The sequence below is a fragment of the Alteromonas sp. MmMcT2-5 genome, assembly GCF_022348315.1.
GTDB classification, from domain to species: Bacteria; Pseudomonadota; Gammaproteobacteria; order Enterobacterales; family Alteromonadaceae; genus Alteromonas; species Alteromonas macleodii.
Genome location: NZ_JAKRFB010000029.1, coordinates 17,238 through 32,150, shown reverse-complemented (window position 1 = coordinate 32,150; position 14,913 = coordinate 17,238). Strand labels below are relative to the sequence as shown.

The 14,913-nt window shown below is 42.1% G+C and carries 17 protein-coding genes and 1 pseudogene; 14 read left to right on the top strand and 4 right to left on the bottom strand.

Annotated features, from left to right (window positions below; genetic code table 11):
- Positions 1 to 6: 6 nt before the first annotated feature.
- From MHN09_RS13215 to MHN09_RS13165, 11 genes are all read left to right on the top strand, one after another.
- The gene (locus MHN09_RS13215; RefSeq protein ID WP_156079167.1) at positions 7 to 1,230 is read left to right on the top strand and encodes a hypothetical protein; all 1,224 of its coding nucleotides are present in this window, start codon (positions 7 to 9) and stop codon (positions 1,228 to 1,230) included.
- 14 nt (positions 1,231 to 1,244) lie between these two features.
- Positions 1,245 to 1,637, top strand: coding sequence for a hydrogenase maturation protease (locus MHN09_RS13210; protein ID WP_014997002.1), 393 nt, complete (start codon positions 1,245 to 1,247; stop codon positions 1,635 to 1,637).
- Positions 1,622 to 2,071: an AIR synthase-related protein gene (locus MHN09_RS13205; protein WP_014997003.1), complete on the top strand. Its 450-nt coding sequence runs from the start codon at positions 1,622 to 1,624 to the stop codon at positions 2,069 to 2,071. Before MHN09_RS13210 ends, MHN09_RS13205 begins: the two co-directional genes overlap by 16 nt.
- Before the next feature lie 118 nt (positions 2,072 to 2,189).
- Positions 2,190 to 2,600, top strand: a complete 411-nt coding sequence (locus MHN09_RS13200) for a MerR family transcriptional regulator (RefSeq protein WP_012516866.1) — start codon at positions 2,190 to 2,192, stop codon at positions 2,598 to 2,600.
- A gap of 24 nt (positions 2,601 to 2,624) precedes the next feature.
- Complete coding sequence (locus tag MHN09_RS13195) at positions 2,625 to 4,973, top strand: heavy metal translocating P-type ATPase (protein ID WP_239241038.1); 2,349 nt, start codon at positions 2,625 to 2,627, stop codon at positions 4,971 to 4,973.
- Positions 4,974 to 4,982: 9 nt separating this feature from the next.
- Positions 4,983 to 5,339, top strand: a complete 357-nt coding sequence (locus MHN09_RS13190; protein ID WP_015066022.1) for a cupredoxin domain-containing protein — start codon at positions 4,983 to 4,985, stop codon at positions 5,337 to 5,339.
- 46 nt (positions 5,340 to 5,385) lie between these two features.
- Positions 5,386 to 5,709, top strand: coding sequence for a DUF2933 domain-containing protein (locus tag MHN09_RS13185; protein WP_014997005.1), 324 nt, complete (start codon positions 5,386 to 5,388; stop codon positions 5,707 to 5,709).
- Positions 5,699 to 6,352 carry an isoprenylcysteine carboxylmethyltransferase family protein gene (locus MHN09_RS13180; protein WP_014997006.1) on the top strand — a complete coding sequence of 218 codons (654 nt, stop codon included), beginning with the start codon at positions 5,699 to 5,701 and terminating at the stop codon, positions 6,350 to 6,352. The genes MHN09_RS13185 and MHN09_RS13180 overlap by 11 nt, the downstream gene beginning before the upstream one ends.
- A 10-nt stretch (positions 6,353 to 6,362) precedes the next feature.
- Positions 6,363 to 6,815 (top strand): hypothetical protein, encoded by a 453-nt coding sequence (locus MHN09_RS13175; RefSeq protein WP_239241037.1) that lies wholly within the window; start codon positions 6,363 to 6,365, stop codon positions 6,813 to 6,815.
- Between the two features lie 49 nt (positions 6,816 to 6,864).
- Positions 6,865 to 7,233 (top strand): hypothetical protein, encoded by a 369-nt coding sequence (locus MHN09_RS13170; protein WP_012516876.1) that lies wholly within the window; start codon positions 6,865 to 6,867, stop codon positions 7,231 to 7,233.
- Between the two features lie 75 nt (positions 7,234 to 7,308).
- A complete protein-coding gene (locus MHN09_RS13165) occupies positions 7,309 to 7,491 on the top strand; it encodes a hypothetical protein (protein ID WP_012516877.1) in 183 nt (60 codons plus the stop codon).
- A gap of 251 nt (positions 7,492 to 7,742) precedes the next feature.
- Here MHN09_RS13165 and MHN09_RS13160 read toward each other — a convergent pair.
- The 4 genes and pseudogenes from MHN09_RS13160 to MHN09_RS13145 form a co-directional block, all read right to left on the bottom strand.
- Positions 7,743 to 8,696, bottom strand: a pseudogene (locus MHN09_RS13160) (IS481 family transposase).
- 71 nt (positions 8,697 to 8,767) lie between these two features.
- A complete protein-coding gene (locus MHN09_RS13155) occupies positions 8,768 to 9,502 on the bottom strand; it encodes a hypothetical protein (RefSeq protein ID WP_069945462.1) in 735 nt (244 codons plus the stop codon).
- An 84-nt stretch (positions 9,503 to 9,586) separates the two neighbouring features.
- Positions 9,587 to 10,402: a hypothetical protein gene (locus MHN09_RS13150; RefSeq protein ID WP_015066024.1), complete on the bottom strand. Its 816-nt coding sequence runs from the start codon at positions 10,400 to 10,402 to the stop codon at positions 9,587 to 9,589.
- Positions 10,403 to 10,463: 61 nt separating this feature from the next.
- The gene (locus MHN09_RS13145; RefSeq protein WP_232363010.1) at positions 10,464 to 10,835 is read right to left on the bottom strand and encodes a hypothetical protein; all 372 of its coding nucleotides are present in this window, start codon (positions 10,833 to 10,835) and stop codon (positions 10,464 to 10,466) included.
- A gap of 1,201 nt (positions 10,836 to 12,036) precedes the next feature.
- Between MHN09_RS13145 and MHN09_RS13140 the strand changes: the two genes are divergently transcribed.
- Genes MHN09_RS13140 through MHN09_RS13130 form a run of 3 tightly spaced genes read left to right on the top strand, consistent with a single transcriptional unit; the run spans position 12,037 to position 14,899 of the window.
- The gene (locus MHN09_RS13140) at positions 12,037 to 12,390 is read left to right on the top strand and encodes a hypothetical protein (RefSeq protein WP_015066026.1); all 354 of its coding nucleotides are present in this window, start codon (positions 12,037 to 12,039) and stop codon (positions 12,388 to 12,390) included.
- A 44-nt stretch (positions 12,391 to 12,434) separates the two neighbouring features.
- Complete coding sequence (locus MHN09_RS13135) at positions 12,435 to 13,715, top strand: TolC family protein (RefSeq protein ID WP_015066027.1); 1,281 nt, start codon at positions 12,435 to 12,437, stop codon at positions 13,713 to 13,715.
- A 2-nt stretch (positions 13,716 to 13,717) separates the two neighbouring features.
- Positions 13,718 to 14,899 (top strand): efflux RND transporter periplasmic adaptor subunit, encoded by a 1,182-nt coding sequence (locus MHN09_RS13130; RefSeq protein WP_012516885.1) that lies wholly within the window; start codon positions 13,718 to 13,720, stop codon positions 14,897 to 14,899.
- The last annotated feature ends 14 nt before the right edge of the window (positions 14,900 to 14,913 follow it).

The window sequence follows — 14,913 nt, the reverse complement described above, 5'->3', positions numbered from 1 at the left end:
CAAACTGTGATCACAAATTCCATTGCGCTCGCAACCTCGGTGCTGATCGCAATAGTATTGTGTCTGCCTCGCTTACGACAATCTTTCCAATGGCGAGCAACAGTCACACCGTTGGCTTCCATTATTGGTAGTGGCTTTTTGATCATTGCACCACTGCTGCATTCGGTAATGGGGAAATGGGCACTGCTTGGAATAGTGTTGTTGTCCATTCTGGCATATGCGCTGGGGTCGGTTATTCGCTTCAATATACGCCACGCAGAACCTGAGCTAGCTAGCAATCAACAAAGCAGTATTATGACGCTTGAAAAAGCAAGTCAATGGGCGCTTGGTGCGGCATATGCCATTTCCGTGGCGTTTTATATTAGTTTGTTTGCAGCGTTTGTTTTTGATCGTTTATCTATCTCTGATACGACGTACATCAAACTGTTTACCAGTGGGTTGCTTGTCATCATTATGGTGGTCGCTTGGCTTCGAGGTGCTAGGGGGCTAGAGACCATTGAGCTATTCGCCGTGACAATAAAGTTGGCTATTATAGTAGGTGTGCTCGCAGCGCTGGCAACCTACGACATACAAGTACAAAGTGCTTGGTTTCAACATGAAGCGATACAGGCATTGAGCCATTTTGAAACTGTTAGCATGCTCGCAGGGATGCTCATGGTAACGCAAGGGTTCGAGACAACCCGTTTTATGGGGAATAACTATACGCCAGAACAGCGCATTAAAGCGAGTCGTTATGCTCAGTGGATCGCTATTTTTCTCTATGTTGTTTTTATCGGTCTAACGTGTCCTATTTTCCTGGATTTTCCGATCACGGAATTAAACGAAACAACGATTAGCTACACCCTAGGGCAAGCAATATGGGTATTGCCGATTTTATTACTGGTTGCCGCCACGGCAAGTCAGTTAAGTGCAGCATTAGCCGATACTATCGGTGGCGGAGGCCTCTTAAAAGAGCTTTTCCATTTACCTATCTCCCCCCAATTTTACTACGTTTTAGTTATCGCCATCGCAGGTATATTAGTTTGGTCATCTAACGTATTTGAAATTATTAATCTCGCTTCAAAAGGGTTTGCACTTTATTACCTGATCCAAACAATAATCGTGATCAAACTCGTGATGCGTCAAAGCACAGGTCAACGCATTAGGTCAACAAAATTACTTGGTCTATCGGTGATCGTTCTCTGTTTATTCTTTGTGATTGGCTGGTCAATTCCAGCACCTCATAGCTAATAAGGAAAATACCGATGCTATCACTAGAAACTACACCAACAATTGACCAAATTAAAAATGCGGCTAAGCGCTACGCTATCATTGGTGTTGGAAATCTACTGCAGCGAGATGATGGCGTCGGTGTGCACGCGGTTCGTGCTCTGCAACCCCTGCTAAAGTCTTATTCAAATGTATCTTGCATTGACGCTGGGACACTGAGCTATGAACTTTTGGAGTGGGTCGCGAGTTCCGATCATACGATAGTCATCGACGCGGCCTACATGCGCTGTTCGCCTGGTACGGTGAGAGTGTTTGAGGACGAGGCAATTGCGGATCAGTTTAAGCAAGCGACGACCCATTCCGTTCACCAGATCACGGTGCGTGTGTCCTGCTTGCTCGCGAGGACTATGGTTTGCAAGGTCAGCTAAAGTCTGATTGTGGAAGCGTTGTTCCTCTTATTGATCCAATCAAGCATTTGGAAGGTGTTCGTTTTGTGCGTGACCCAACTCGTGGAGGGTTGTCAGTATTACTCCATGACGTTGCTAATGAAACAGGCTTCGATATCGAGTTAATTGAAAATAATATTCCGGTGCGACCTGAAGTGGCAAGCGTGTGTGAAATATTAGGCTTTGATCCGTTTGTTTTAGCGTGTGAGGGACGCATTGTTGCTGTTGTTGCCCCTGACATAAGCGGTAAGGTGCTAGAACACTGGCGGAGCATTCGAAACGGGGAGCAGGCCGAACACATTGGTGTAATAGTAAAAAACACCGAATCAAAAGGGCGCGTGACCATTGTTACGCCAATGGGAGGAAGACGTTTCATGAATGAACTCGAAGATGAGCCGCTTCCAAGGATCTGCTGAAAGAATAGGTGTTGACCTGTGAGCAACACATAGGTTTACCCTAGTAACGTGAGAGTAGAACATAGGATTAAAGGCGTGCTTAACCGCATATCTATGTTGATAAAAGAGGAGCGTTAAAATGCGCGTTAAACAAATTGCAGATGCACTAGAGATTAGCGCGGACAGCGTACGGTATTACACGCGCATTGGTTTTTTGGTGCCAAGTAAATCGCACAATGGTTACAAGTATTACAGGCCCGCTGATGTGACACGACTACGGTTTATTTTAAGCGCGCGTTCATTAGGTTTCTCTATCAATGATATTAAGGAAATTCTGTTCACGTCATCACAAACCAACGCGCCATGCCCGACGGTTCGGCGCCTTATTGAACAAAGGTTGAAAGAAACTGAACAGCGGTATCAGGACATGCATGAGCTAAGACTGCGCATGCGAAAAGCAATCTCAGAATGGGAAAATACACCGGATCAGCATCCAACGGCCGATACGATTTGCCATTTGATTGAAGGTTTCACATCACTTAAATCATAACATTATTTAGAGAGGGAGTGGCTCATGAATTCAAAAACGGACGATGCGAAAATTCATTCGTGTTGTGGCGGTGACAAAAAAGTATCAACCGCTAGTAAGGCGGTCGAGAGTGAAACACATACTGAGCAAGTCTCTGCGTCTTCGGGTGAGCTACAACTCAATATCCAAGGTGCAAGTTGCGCCAGTTGTGTGACTAAAATTGAAGCGGCCTTAAAACAGGTCTCGGGTGTCACCAATGCTGAGATGAATTTTGCTGAACGCTCGGTGTTGGTGATGGGCAGTTCATCCTCCCACGCATTGATTAAGGCGGTAGAGCAAGCTGGGTATAACGCAACATTAGCGAATACGGATTCAGATGAGGCTGCCATTGAAGAAAAGGAACAGGCGGACTGGGCATATTATAAAAAACTAATGCGAGACATGGTCATTGCATTATCTCTGGGTGTGCCACTGATGCTTTATGGCTTGGTGACGGGGGAAATGAGCGTCAACACGACCACTGAGCGGATCGTGTGGTTGATTGTAGGGATCATGACATTGGGTGTTATGGTGTTTTCTGGTCGGCATTTTTATGTAGGTGCTTGGAACTCCTTTAAAAATCACGCCGCGAACATGGATACTTTGATTGCATTGGGGACAGGAACAGCCTGGTTGTACTCTATGGTCGTTGTGTTTTTCCCCGGATATGTGCCTGAAATGGCGCGGCATGTCTATTTTGAAGCAACAGCCATGATAATTGGTCTCATTAATTTAGGCTTAGCGCTTGAGATAAAAGCACGCGGTAAAACGTCCGAGGCAATTAAACGACTGATTGGTTTACAAGCCAAAACAGCTCGCGTCATTCGTGATGGGCATGATATAGATATTCCGATTGAAGATGTTCTGCTAAATGATCTTATCCGGGTTCGCCCTGGGGAGCGCATCTCTGTTGATGGCTTAGTTGTCGAGGGCCAGACAAGTATTGATGAATCAATGCTAACGGGTGAACCCATGCCCATAGAAAAACGAAAAGACGATGAGGTCGTTGCCGGCACGATAAACAAATCAGGCTCTATCGTCTTTCGAGCAGAGCGCGTGGGAAAAGATACCGCGCTTGCTCAAATTATTAACATGGTAAAACGCGCACAAAATTCTAAACCGCCTATTGGTCGATTAGCTGATATGATTTCCGCCTATTTTGTACCGGTCGTCATGATCATTGCCGTGATCAGTGCGCTGGCCTGGCTGAATTATGGCCCATCTCCTGAAGTAGCTTTTGCAATCGTTTCTGCGACCACAGTACTGATTATTGCCTGCCCTTGCGCCTTGGGTTTGGCCACACCGATGTCGGTGATGGTCGGTGTGGGAAAGGCGGCTGAAGCGGGGGTTCTTATCCGAAACGGCGAAGCGCTGCAATCTGCATCAAAAATAACCACTATGGTTCTAGATAAAACAGGCACTATTACTGAGGGGGCCCCTAAAGTAACAGATGTCGTTATAGTTTCAGATCATAGTCACAACGATGTGCTTTCTTTGGCGGCTAGCCTTGAGTCTGGTTCTGAGCATCCACTTGCCATGGCGATCGTTGAATCTGCAAAGGAGCAAGGTGTGCAGATCCATTCCGTTACTGATTTTCAGTCCATTGCGGGGAAGGGGGTTGAAGCCATGCTAAATTCTCAACGCCTGCTATTTGGAAATGAAAAATTGATGATAGACCAAGGGATCGAGCTTCATCATTACATCGACAAAGCGCAGAGGTTAGCAGCGGATGCAAAGACCCCTATGTATTTTGCTATTGATTCTACATTAGTTGCCGTAATTGCCGTCGCTGACCCAATAAAATCTGACTCAATAGATGCGATAAAGCGGCTACAGCATAACGGGATACGAGTTGTGATGTTAACCGGGGATAATCGACTGACCGCAAAAGCCGTCGCCCGAAAAGCGGGGATTGCAGATTACGTTGCCGAAGTGATGCCGGAAGATAAGGCAAACAAAATACTTGAGCTTCAACGTGAAGGCGAAATTGTGGGTATGACCGGTGATGGCATAAATGACGCACCGGCCCTTGCTCATGCCAACGTCGGCTTTGCGATTGGGACTGGGACTGATGTAGCGATAGAAAGTGCGGATATAACGTTGATGCGCGGCTCCCTACATGGGTTAGCGGATGCAATTGCCGTGAGCAAAGCAACACTGCGTAACATCAAGCAAAACCTCTTTGGCGCATTTATTTATAATGTCGCCGGAATACCATTTGCGGCAGGCGTCTTTTATCCATTCTTAGGGATACTGCTTAACCCAGTCATTGCTGGTGCAGCGATGGCATTCTCATCACTAACGGTGGTGACCAATGCTAACCGATTACGTCTATTTAAAGCGAAAGAGCACTAGGAGTACACAATGATGATATGGATTAATTTAGCAGGGCTTATCCTGATTGGGCTTATTGTTTGGTGGTTTTGGCTTTACAAAGCACAATCAACCCAGATAAAAGACGGCAGTATCAAAGTCCTTGTAAAAGACGGCGTGTATCAGCCTGCCAATATCACGGTGCCGGCGCATCAGTCCGTTAAGCTTATGTTCGTCAGAGAAGATGCAACGCCCTGTGCAGAAACGTTATTGATCCCGGAGTTGGATATCAATGAAACATTAGCGCTTAACAAGCGAGTGACGGTCACTATTCCTGCTTCCAGTGCCGGCGTTTACCCATTTCATTGTCAGATGCAAATGTATCGTGGCACGTTGGTGATCAAGTGATTAAACGCTTTTTATTAACGTAAAAGATACCAAAGCGAGGTGTATTATGAGTAAACAAAAAGTCCCCTTTTGGCGCACCCCCAGTGGTTGGTCTGCCATAGGCCTTATTACCGCCGCGAGCTACTTCTTGCTGGTTGAGCATGGTGAGCATGTGTTTCCGTATTTACCTTACTTGATCTTGTTGTTGTGCCTTGTCATGCACATTTTTATGCACGGCAGTCATGGCAAAGGACATGAAACACATGAGCACACCGAAAAAACATTTAAAGAACAAACCGAGGACAATGAGCAATATCGAAAAGGCTATATCGAAGGGTTAGAGCAGGCCCGTAAAGGAAAACATAAAACGGAGAATAATAATGCACGGTGATTCTGATTATGGGCTCTGGGCACTAGTCATTATAAACTCAGCCATTTTTATCTTTTTTGCGTTTAGTTTTATCAAGCCGAAGTCGAAAACAGATTGGCGAAGCCTAGGTGTATTTTCCGCTTTTATCGTGGCCTTATTTACCGAAATGTATGGTTTCCCCCTGACAATATATTTTTTGTCAGGGTGGTTAGCGGAAAGTTATCCAGGGGTAGACTTTTTAGCGCATGAAAATGGTCACTTGTGGCATACTTTGCTAGGGCTATCCGGCGATGCTCACTGGGATATTTTACACATCTTAAGTAATGTCATCATCATTTTAGGTTTCTTTTTACTATCCGCTTCTTGGAGTGTCCTACACCACGCGCAAAAATCGCATAGTTTAGCCACTACTGGATGGTACGCTCGCTGCCGGCATCCTCAATATGTTGCATTTATACTGATCATGTTTGGCTTTTTGTTGCAATGGCCAACACTGCCAACCTTACTTATGTTTCCAATTCTTATTGTCGTTTATGCTCGACTCGCCACGCGAGAAGAGCAGCAAGCTGAATCCGAGTTTGGTGATAGCTACAGACACTATAAACAAACGACGCCAGGTTGGTTTCCCCGTATGGGTATTTCAAACGTTTCAAGCACTAATTAAGGATTACAAAATGAACAAAGTACTACTGTCATTACTGTTTGTTGGAGGGCTGTTACCCGCGACATTTGCTGCTGCTCAAACGTCGATGAGTGCGGATGATATGCTTCGAAGTAATGAGCTTGTCATGGATGCACTAATGCAACGCATACAACGGATCAACGACGTCTCTGATAGGCAAACTCTCATCGTTGAGCATATGAAAATGATGGAAATTTATTTAACGAATATTGAGAAGAGACTCCAAAGTGAAACAGACCTGCAACACAAAGCACATCTGGAAGAAACGTACACAAATGGCCTTCAACGAAGTCTCGTTCTTATCGACAGCGGTTTAGCAGGGGGCGACTTTGTAGTCATGGGAAATTCGGTAGACGAACTTTTGTTTTATCTTGAACAAAGAATGTCAATTTTACAATCGTTAATGAAGCAGCAGCTCGGTGCCAATAGTGTTTTAAATAATTAAAGAAATGACGAACATAAACAAGTTAACAATCGATTTATAGGAGGAAAAGATGAGCGATCTAGATCACAGAGTCGGTGTATCAGAGGCGAATTTAGTCGTACGGCATTTAAAGTTGGTTGGTATTACCGAAGATAACATAGAAGCAATTATTGCTGGCATTGATGGGACCTTTGGAATCGATGCAGTTTCATTTGAGGACGCCAAAAGTACCCTGCATATAGGCTACGATGCAACCCACTGCAATTTAGATGGCATTGAGACAATCATTCGTGACAACGGGGCAGACATTTCGGACGACTTTTGGACAAAAATGAAAGAAGGCTATTACCAATTCGTTGACGAAAACATTCGTGAAAATGCAAAACACAAACCCTGGAGTTGCCACCGTGTTCCTCCTGGGCAAACCCATAAAAAGTAATTGGTTCAATAGCAACGATCAGACTTACGTTACGCCTGATCGTACAGCCATAACAAACAAAAACAGGACAACACAGTGGTACATAGTAAAAACGAAGCGGACAGAATTAAGTTACTTAACTTGGGAATAATTGAAAGAAACCCAGCTGAGCATGAAATCCATCAAGCGGTACAAGAATTCACAGGTTCCGTTATGCCTAACGCAAAATATTCACTGGAAAAAGCATTAAAAGCGTTTTCTTCAAGCAAAGACGAATAGAAGCGTGGCAAGTTTTAGCCGCTGGAAGGGGCAATTTTTCTATTACCGGCACATGGGTAAATAAAGTGTTAGTGAGTACTTCAATAGGGGCTTTGGTAGCTGTTTTAATAATAGGATTGGCGAAGTTAAATAAATTCGATAAAGACCGAAGTTTTTATCCAACGCTCACTGTTGTGATCGCGAGTTACTATCCATTGTTTGGAGTGTTAGAAAGTCGATTTATATGGCATGAGTTGTGTGATTCATAGACATCATTTCACTTTTCTCAATTGCAGGTCGCGTTGATAATTTGATAGCTGAATGCGCTCGTCCTCAGTTATATAATCCTCGTGAACCTCTTCTCAAAGTGGGGCTTGTTCAAGTCTTTCACAGACAATATCCATTGGCGTTTTTCCCTTTAACTAACCATGTGCCCGTTGCCAGTTGTAGTAATGCTGCCATTCGGGCAATGTTTCGTTTTTTAGTTCGTCTAGATTCAAGTTTACTGTTGAATAAAACTCTTCTTTGTCGGTTCTTTGCGACCTTTCAACCTTACCATTCAGGTGAGGAGAACCAGGCTTGTTAGGACGAAATTTGATGCCATAATCCATCAGCTTTCGCTGAACTTTCTCTGCGAAGAATTCTGTACCACGGTCGGTTTGTATTCGCTGTATTGGAAATGGCATTTCCTCGATTACCTTATCGATAAAAATAAGGGTGTTTGCTGCCGACCTCCGGTTAAACACATCCAGTACGCGATATCTAGAGCAGTCATCAATAGCAGTATATTGGTAAATTCCAGGAGCGATTTTGCATGTATCCATCTGCACTCGATCACCTGGAATAGGTCTTTGGTAACGGATGAAGTCTTTTTTCTTCCGTTGAAATACTATTGGTTTAACGTCATGTCTGGTCAGCACCTTATGTATGGAAGCAAGCGATAATTGAACACTATGCTCGCGAAGAAGTTCATTTTGGATTCTCCGCGCACCAAGCTTCCTGTCTTTTCTCAGGCTTAGAATCCATTCCTCTATCTGATGGTTTATTTTAGTATTTGGCGAGGTATGAGGGCGTTTAGAAACGTCCTGAAGACCGTCTAGACCATTTTCTTTGTATCGTTTTAACCATTTACGAAGAGTGGGTCTGGATATACCACACCTGCGGCAAACCAGACCTGCATTTTTAGTTTCTTCGTAAAGCTCAATCCACTTGAGTCGCTGTCTAATTTCTTTGTTCTTAGAGTCGTATTATGTTGAAACGATCTCTATGAATCACACACATAAACGTCCTTGTTGTCTTAAATATTCTGACTACTGTTTTCGAAGACCGTAATTAAAGATTCATCCAAATAGGGACCGATCTCGCTAAAATCGTAAATGCTATTTATGTTCTTATTGCTAATGATCCTTTTGCATTTTAATTTAGTTAAAAATGAATCACTACTAGCAACGGTGAGAATATCTTGTTCAAGATCTCCAGCTAGTTTTTCAACCAATTTAGATTCTAACCTTCGCGAAATACTCTCAAAAGAAGGCAAATTTTCTTCGTTAGTGTTATCGACCCAATCTTTGATCCTCGTTAGATGATTCTCTATTACCTCGAAAGTTTTTTCAATTTTTATGTTTTTCTGCAATCGGTAAGCAAGTATTGGGTCATGTTTTGAAAGCTCTAAAATAGCGCTGTCAAACTGAGAGGAGAAATCTACTCGCAGTTCTTCCTTCATATCAATGATTAACGAATTAAATGCTTTCTCAAGGGCAATTCGTAGCTCTGCTTCGAATGCTGATTTATCTTTAGGCGAGAATGCTTGGTCATTCAATTTCTCTAAATACAGCTTCAAGTAACCGTCAATCGCGCGATCTGTATTAATTACTGAATTGATAAATACATTGCGTAACTCAAGGAGTAAATAAATTATTGTTCGATTACTTTCTTTTTTTTCTCTCTGAATTTTCCATATATATGTTGCTAAGGCTACTAAAATAGTTGCACTAGCGGTAATAAAGGATCCCAAAATCTTAAGTTCTATCATGTAACTCTCGTGCGATAAACTCATCAACTAAAGATGCTAACAAATGCAAAATTAGTTTTTGTTTATGAAGTAGATTAATAAGTATCAGCAATTTTGTAATACTGTGAAGATAGCGTTTTGCGCAGACTCTCTAAATTCACGACCAATTCTTGGTGTGTATGAAGGGTGGGGGGCTGATATTACAGTTGTTTTAAAATCGCCTTTTTGCAGGCTACCTACTGAAAACTTGAACGTTACTTTACCTCTCACTTCGTGATGCTGTATGTCTGTTAAGTTTGAAGAGTGTAGTAGCCAATTCTTTGATGATGGGCTATTAGAGCTCTTGGGAACAAGAACAACCTTTGGCTTGAAGTACTCTATTATCTGATTGTTCAGCTCGTAAGAAAACTGAATAGCTCTCTCTAAAAGCGCTTTATCGTATTTAGCCAACTGAGAAGTGAAGCTTTTAAAATCCTTACTTCCCCACAGCACTATGTTAGCCATGAGCGTTTTGTGTTCGCCAAACCGCTTATTGAATATTTCTGAGTAGAATTGCCACTTGTTGTTTGGCTTGTTAATAGGATCCCACAACGGGGCATTCACACCATCGCTATTTCTGTACGCTTCGCTGAAGTTGTCGTTCATGGCTTGTTGCACAAACCCCTCGTAGTGAGAAGGGGAGGAAGGAGTCAAAATAGCGTCGAGAGATTCAGGAACATTAGGATTTGAGCCTAACCAAATCACATCGACTGATTCGGTATTGAGCTTACTTAATACTTTTTCTGTCTCGATTTCTCCAAAGATAGAGCCTCTAAACGGTATCGAATAAGAGCCTGTACCTCTCTTGAGCGCTTTATTTTCTTGGTTTTCTACAAAATCAGAAATACTATTGTTTATTACTCCAAATATATTCAACGTCATGTCCCTATGATTTGCTAGCGTATTCTTGAGTGAGCGACTTTTTAAATTTTAGGTATGCTTTTTATGAACTAAAGATGCGGTAATGCTTATCTTGCTTCCAAGTGCATTGACTCGGTATAAGGTTAAATTTATCACATATCAAAGTTTGAAGCTCCCTGCTTTTTATCACGTTTCTGTCTGCATAAATGTTAAAGAATGTTGAGTCTCCAGAGTAGATTACTCTACCCCTGCTGATTTCTTGATATTCAACAGCAATGAGCTCAGGAAAACACGGAAGGTATATTCTATGCTCTTCCCACTCTACTAAATGGCTAAAGTCACTGTCATAGAGTGAAAGGCTATCAGGCTCTGCACTATTCAAAGGCATTGCTTTAGCAAGTACAGTCGACTTGTAGACCCAAAAAATACCAATATGAGGCAGCTTAGTTTTCATCTTGTATATCTCCAACATGTTGACGTCACCCAACTGTCTTGACAGAGATTTACAACCCTTTAATTATTTTAAATTTGCTGCTGACGTGAGCGCTATTCGCTTGCATGACATATCGTAATCAAAAGCGGAAAGCTAACTTCTTATCTTTACTCGAATAGGTAACGTTAATGTGCATTAACATGAACTATTTAACATGAAAGTAACTCTGCTACGGTTCTAGATCAGAAAGAGAATTATCACAATTATTATAGTGCCCCTTCATAGATTTCAGTCATCTGTGGAGCCTCTTCAGATTTTTAGGAAACCTCCCCTAAAGAAGCTTGCTATGCCAGGAATGAGTGGTTGTTAACAAACAAAGTATACTTCAGAATTCATACTCGAAGCGGTATTACTCTGCTAGAAACCTGATATTATTGGTCGTCAGATTGCTTTAGATATTAGTATTTTTCTTAGTCTACCTAACTGCTGAAAACATCATGCTGCGCAATCTAAAGATAAAACACATAAGAGCAGTGATCCCCGTTGTGACGCGGGGATAGCAGATTAAAACATGAACTTGCCAAGGTCAAAAAATGACCGGTATTTTTACGCGAAGCGACAACGTTTTTAGCCAAAAAGTTACAGTAAGGTATCTAGCGATATCGAGTTTCCGATATGCCTTTCTACTAGTCTATTGTACCGTTTATTCGAAAATGGAGCCTTAGATGATTTGGTGAACTCAAAGAAGCGATGCGAACCAACTTCATGCTCATAAGCATAGCATCACGGTTATGGCATGAGCCAGATAATATTTACTTTGTTGTTCATTGATGCGCTCACTGTAAGGAGATCAGATAGCAATTGGAAAAGCTACCTCTTGGGTCAACGGTGATTTTATCTTTCAGTATTGGACTTGCTTTTACACTTGTTGTAGGGGGTATTACAGGTTTTGGTACGAGCGAGACGCAATAATTGTGACAGGCTTATTGAAAATGCATTTTGTATTCTCCTATTCCTTCGGTGTACTTATTTTACATTGCCGGATTATGTATGAGCAGGCTTCGCAGTAGATTTCTGTTTTTCTGACAAGATTTAGCAACTTAATTGAAATACATGGCTTTTTAATACAGAGTTCCTCTTGTGAATCAGAAAGCTGACCATTTAGGCATTGACTACAATCATATTTTAAGAGAACATAGATTGCCAATAGAGGAATCTTGTGTTGAAAACGAATTACCGCATTAGCAAAAATCTAAAAGTGGTCTTAGCCGCTTTTTTGTTGTGCGCACAATTTTTGTTGATTGTGACTGACGCGTTTTCTATTGAACAAGACCACTTGTTTAGCAATGAATTATGTACTGAAAATACATTAATCGAACTGTCCGATGCTTACGATTTAGATGCGGGAAGTGATTGTGACCATTGTTGTTCTTGTCATGGTCATTTTACACACATAGCTTTTTACTTTGATATTGAAAGCTCGTTTCTAAAAAAGTTTCCCAATTTAGTCTCAGTTTATAGTGAAGCTACACCTAATCGTTTCATTAACCAAATAGAGCGTCCTCCAAGAATTTAATCCCTGTCGTTTTTCGTTTTTTCAACTGACTAGGATTATATATCATGAAAATTTCACAGTTTCCTGTGCGCAAACTTACGCGCGCCGGGATATTGACTAGTGCATTGATGCTATCTCAAGCCAATGCATTGGCAGAACAAGTAACTTTAGATGATGCAGTTCAACTTACTCTCAACCGTCATCCAAGCTTGTTGAAATTCAGACCTCTTACTAGAGCTCTTGAGGGAGATCGCCAACAAGCTTTGCTTTCTCCAGCTTACACCGTAGGTGCTAATCTAGAAAATGTGATGGGCACAAGTTCTACTTCGGGAGTTCAAGCAGCAGAAGCAACCATCTCTCTATCTTCAGTGTATGAACTTGGTGGAAAGAAGAGTGCAAGAACACTGGTTGTGGATGCCAGAGCTGCCCTTTTAGATTCAGAGCAGTATTCAATGTCTCTCTCACTACTTGGTGGGCTCACTCAGCAGTATATTCGCGTTCTGGCACAACAGGAGCGTCTGCAAATAGCTGAGCGAAGTGTGAGCTTAGCTGAAGATGCTCTTACTGTGATCACTAATAGAATAAAAAGTGGTGCAACGAATGATGCTGAATTGTTCAGAGCTAAATCGGCTTTAAATCAAGCGAAATTAGAACTTGCGACAGCAAAGGTGAATAAAGAAATAGCCCTGCAATCTCTCACACTATTCTGGCAGGGCAATTATGAAGATATCACGCTTACTGGTTCTTTAAATTCACCCGCTAAAAATTATTCCTACGAAACACTTTTTAACCAATTCTTATCATCATCGAATGCGGATTTACTAATTAAGTCACTTGACCTGAAGGACGCTGAAATTCAGTTGGCTAAGTCTGATAATACCGCAGACCTATCTTGGTCTGTTGGTGTTAGAAGGAATCAGGGAGCTCAAGATACATCGTTAGTTTTTGGTGCCTCAATTCCACTATTTGCTGAGAAGAGGAATTCGGGTGCAGTCAAATCTGCAATTGCTAGTAAGGAGGCGGAGTTATTAGAGCGAGACACCAAGTATCTCGATGTAAAAGCGATTCTATTTAAAGCAACGAAAAGCATAAATTTTAGTTCACAGGCAGCATTGCACCTGGAAAAAGAAGTAATGCCAGATTTGAAAAGAGCATTGGAGCTGACCAAGGAGGGCTATCAAAAGGGAATTTACACTTATCAAGAATGGTTTGCTTCACGTGATGCACTTCTCCAATCTCAACGGAGTCTCATCAACTATCGCGAAGCCACCCTGCTCAATGAAGCACTTATCGAACAATGGACAGGGCAATCTCTGAAATCATTCACTTTCAATCTCCAGGATTAATTATGCTAAAGCAAATTTTATTTTTATTTCTTATCGGCACTGTGACATCTATCGCGACCGCAAGTGAAGATGTCACCAATTCAAATGACAACCAAAATATATTCCAGAAAGGTAACATCAAAATAGAAGTAAGTATCGATGAAAGCCCCGAGGGCTCTGTAATTATTGCCTCGACTTTTGAAGATGGGAAGCCATTTATCCCTGATTCCTTTTCTATAGAGCTACAGAAGTTAGGTTCAAGCTCAGAAAAATTTGAGTTTCAAACTTCAGAGGGGGTTTTGCGGTCAATAAAAGCTCTGTCTGAACCTCATTCTTTTAGGGCTACTATTTATCTGACTGACAAAAGACGAAAGTATTCCTGGGAGTGGGAAAACTTCGAGGGAAGAACACAGATCTCAAGAGCATTAACTGAAAAGTTTCAATTAGCAACCTCCGAAGTTCAGAGTGGGACCATTGAAAGACATATCGAATTGTTGGGTACTCTTGTAATTCCACCCAAGAACAAGGCTGAAGTTAATGCGCGGTTCTCGGGAGTTGTAGAAACTCTCGCTTCGGATGTTGGTGACAGCGTGAAGGCTGGCGATGTAATTGCAAAAATTCAATCAAATGACAGCTTACAAACCTACATCGTGAAAGCGCCAATTTCGGGTACGGTAGTAAGTCGAAATGTTAATGTTGGGCAGTTGGTTACCAGTGAAACGCTTTATAAAATAGTCGACGCTGAAACGCTTTGGGCAGAATTGAAAGTATTTCCATCCAAGCGGGATACAATAAAGCAGGGCTCTTATATCCACATAAAAAAAGGTTCCCGACAGCAAGATGCAAAGGTCAAATTTCTCATTCCGTCAGGTTCACTTGAACCTTATCAGATCGCAATTGTTGAAATCACTAATACCGAAGGAGAATTCTCCCCCGGCGATATGGTTACAGGTGTAGTTGATGCTCAGAAAGTCGATGTTTCGCTTCGCGTTGAGAATGAAGCTATCCAATCAATGGATGGTAACTCAGTTGTATTTTTAAACGATGGTAACACGTTTCAAGCTGTCCCTGTCGAGCTGGGTATAAAAGATGACAACTTCACTGAAGTAAAGCGTGGCTTAATCGCTGGTCAAATTTACGTATCAAAAAATAGCTTTCTGATAAAAGCGGATCTTGAAAAATCCGGTGCCTCTCACGCTCACTAATCCTGGAGACGATA

What these genes read in the sequence shown, in the direction of transcription:
- MHN09_RS13190 (WP_015066022.1), top strand. Translation starts at nt 4,983, where the DNA reads ATGATGATATGGATTAATTTAGCAGGGCTTATCCTGATTGGGCTTATT.
- MHN09_RS13210 (WP_014997002.1), top strand. Translation starts at nt 1,245, where the DNA reads ATGCTATCACTAGAAACTACACCAACAATTGACCAAATTAAAAATGCG.
- MHN09_RS13155 (WP_069945462.1), bottom strand. Translation starts at nt 9,502, where the DNA reads ATGATAGAACTTAAGATTTTGGGATCCTTTATTACCGCTAGTGCAACT.
- MHN09_RS13195 (WP_239241038.1), top strand. Translation starts at nt 2,625, where the DNA reads ATGAATTCAAAAACGGACGATGCGAAAATTCATTCGTGTTGTGGCGGT.
- MHN09_RS13145 (WP_232363010.1), bottom strand. Translation starts at nt 10,835, where the DNA reads ATGAAAACTAAGCTGCCTCATATTGGTATTTTTTGGGTCTACAAGTCG.
- MHN09_RS13200 (WP_012516866.1), top strand. Translation starts at nt 2,190, where the DNA reads ATGCGCGTTAAACAAATTGCAGATGCACTAGAGATTAGCGCGGACAGC.
- MHN09_RS13150 (WP_015066024.1), bottom strand. Translation starts at nt 10,402, where the DNA reads ATGACGTTGAATATATTTGGAGTAATAAACAATAGTATTTCTGATTTT.
- MHN09_RS13130 (WP_012516885.1), top strand. Translation starts at nt 13,718, where the DNA reads ATGCTAAAGCAAATTTTATTTTTATTTCTTATCGGCACTGTGACATCT.
- MHN09_RS13175 (WP_239241037.1), top strand. Translation starts at nt 6,363, where the DNA reads ATGAACAAAGTACTACTGTCATTACTGTTTGTTGGAGGGCTGTTACCC.
- MHN09_RS13180 (WP_014997006.1), top strand. Translation starts at nt 5,699, where the DNA reads ATGCACGGTGATTCTGATTATGGGCTCTGGGCACTAGTCATTATAAAC.
- MHN09_RS13170 (WP_012516876.1), top strand. Translation starts at nt 6,865, where the DNA reads ATGAGCGATCTAGATCACAGAGTCGGTGTATCAGAGGCGAATTTAGTC.
- MHN09_RS13185 (WP_014997005.1), top strand. Translation starts at nt 5,386, where the DNA reads ATGAGTAAACAAAAAGTCCCCTTTTGGCGCACCCCCAGTGGTTGGTCT.
- MHN09_RS13135 (WP_015066027.1), top strand. Translation starts at nt 12,435, where the DNA reads ATGAAAATTTCACAGTTTCCTGTGCGCAAACTTACGCGCGCCGGGATA.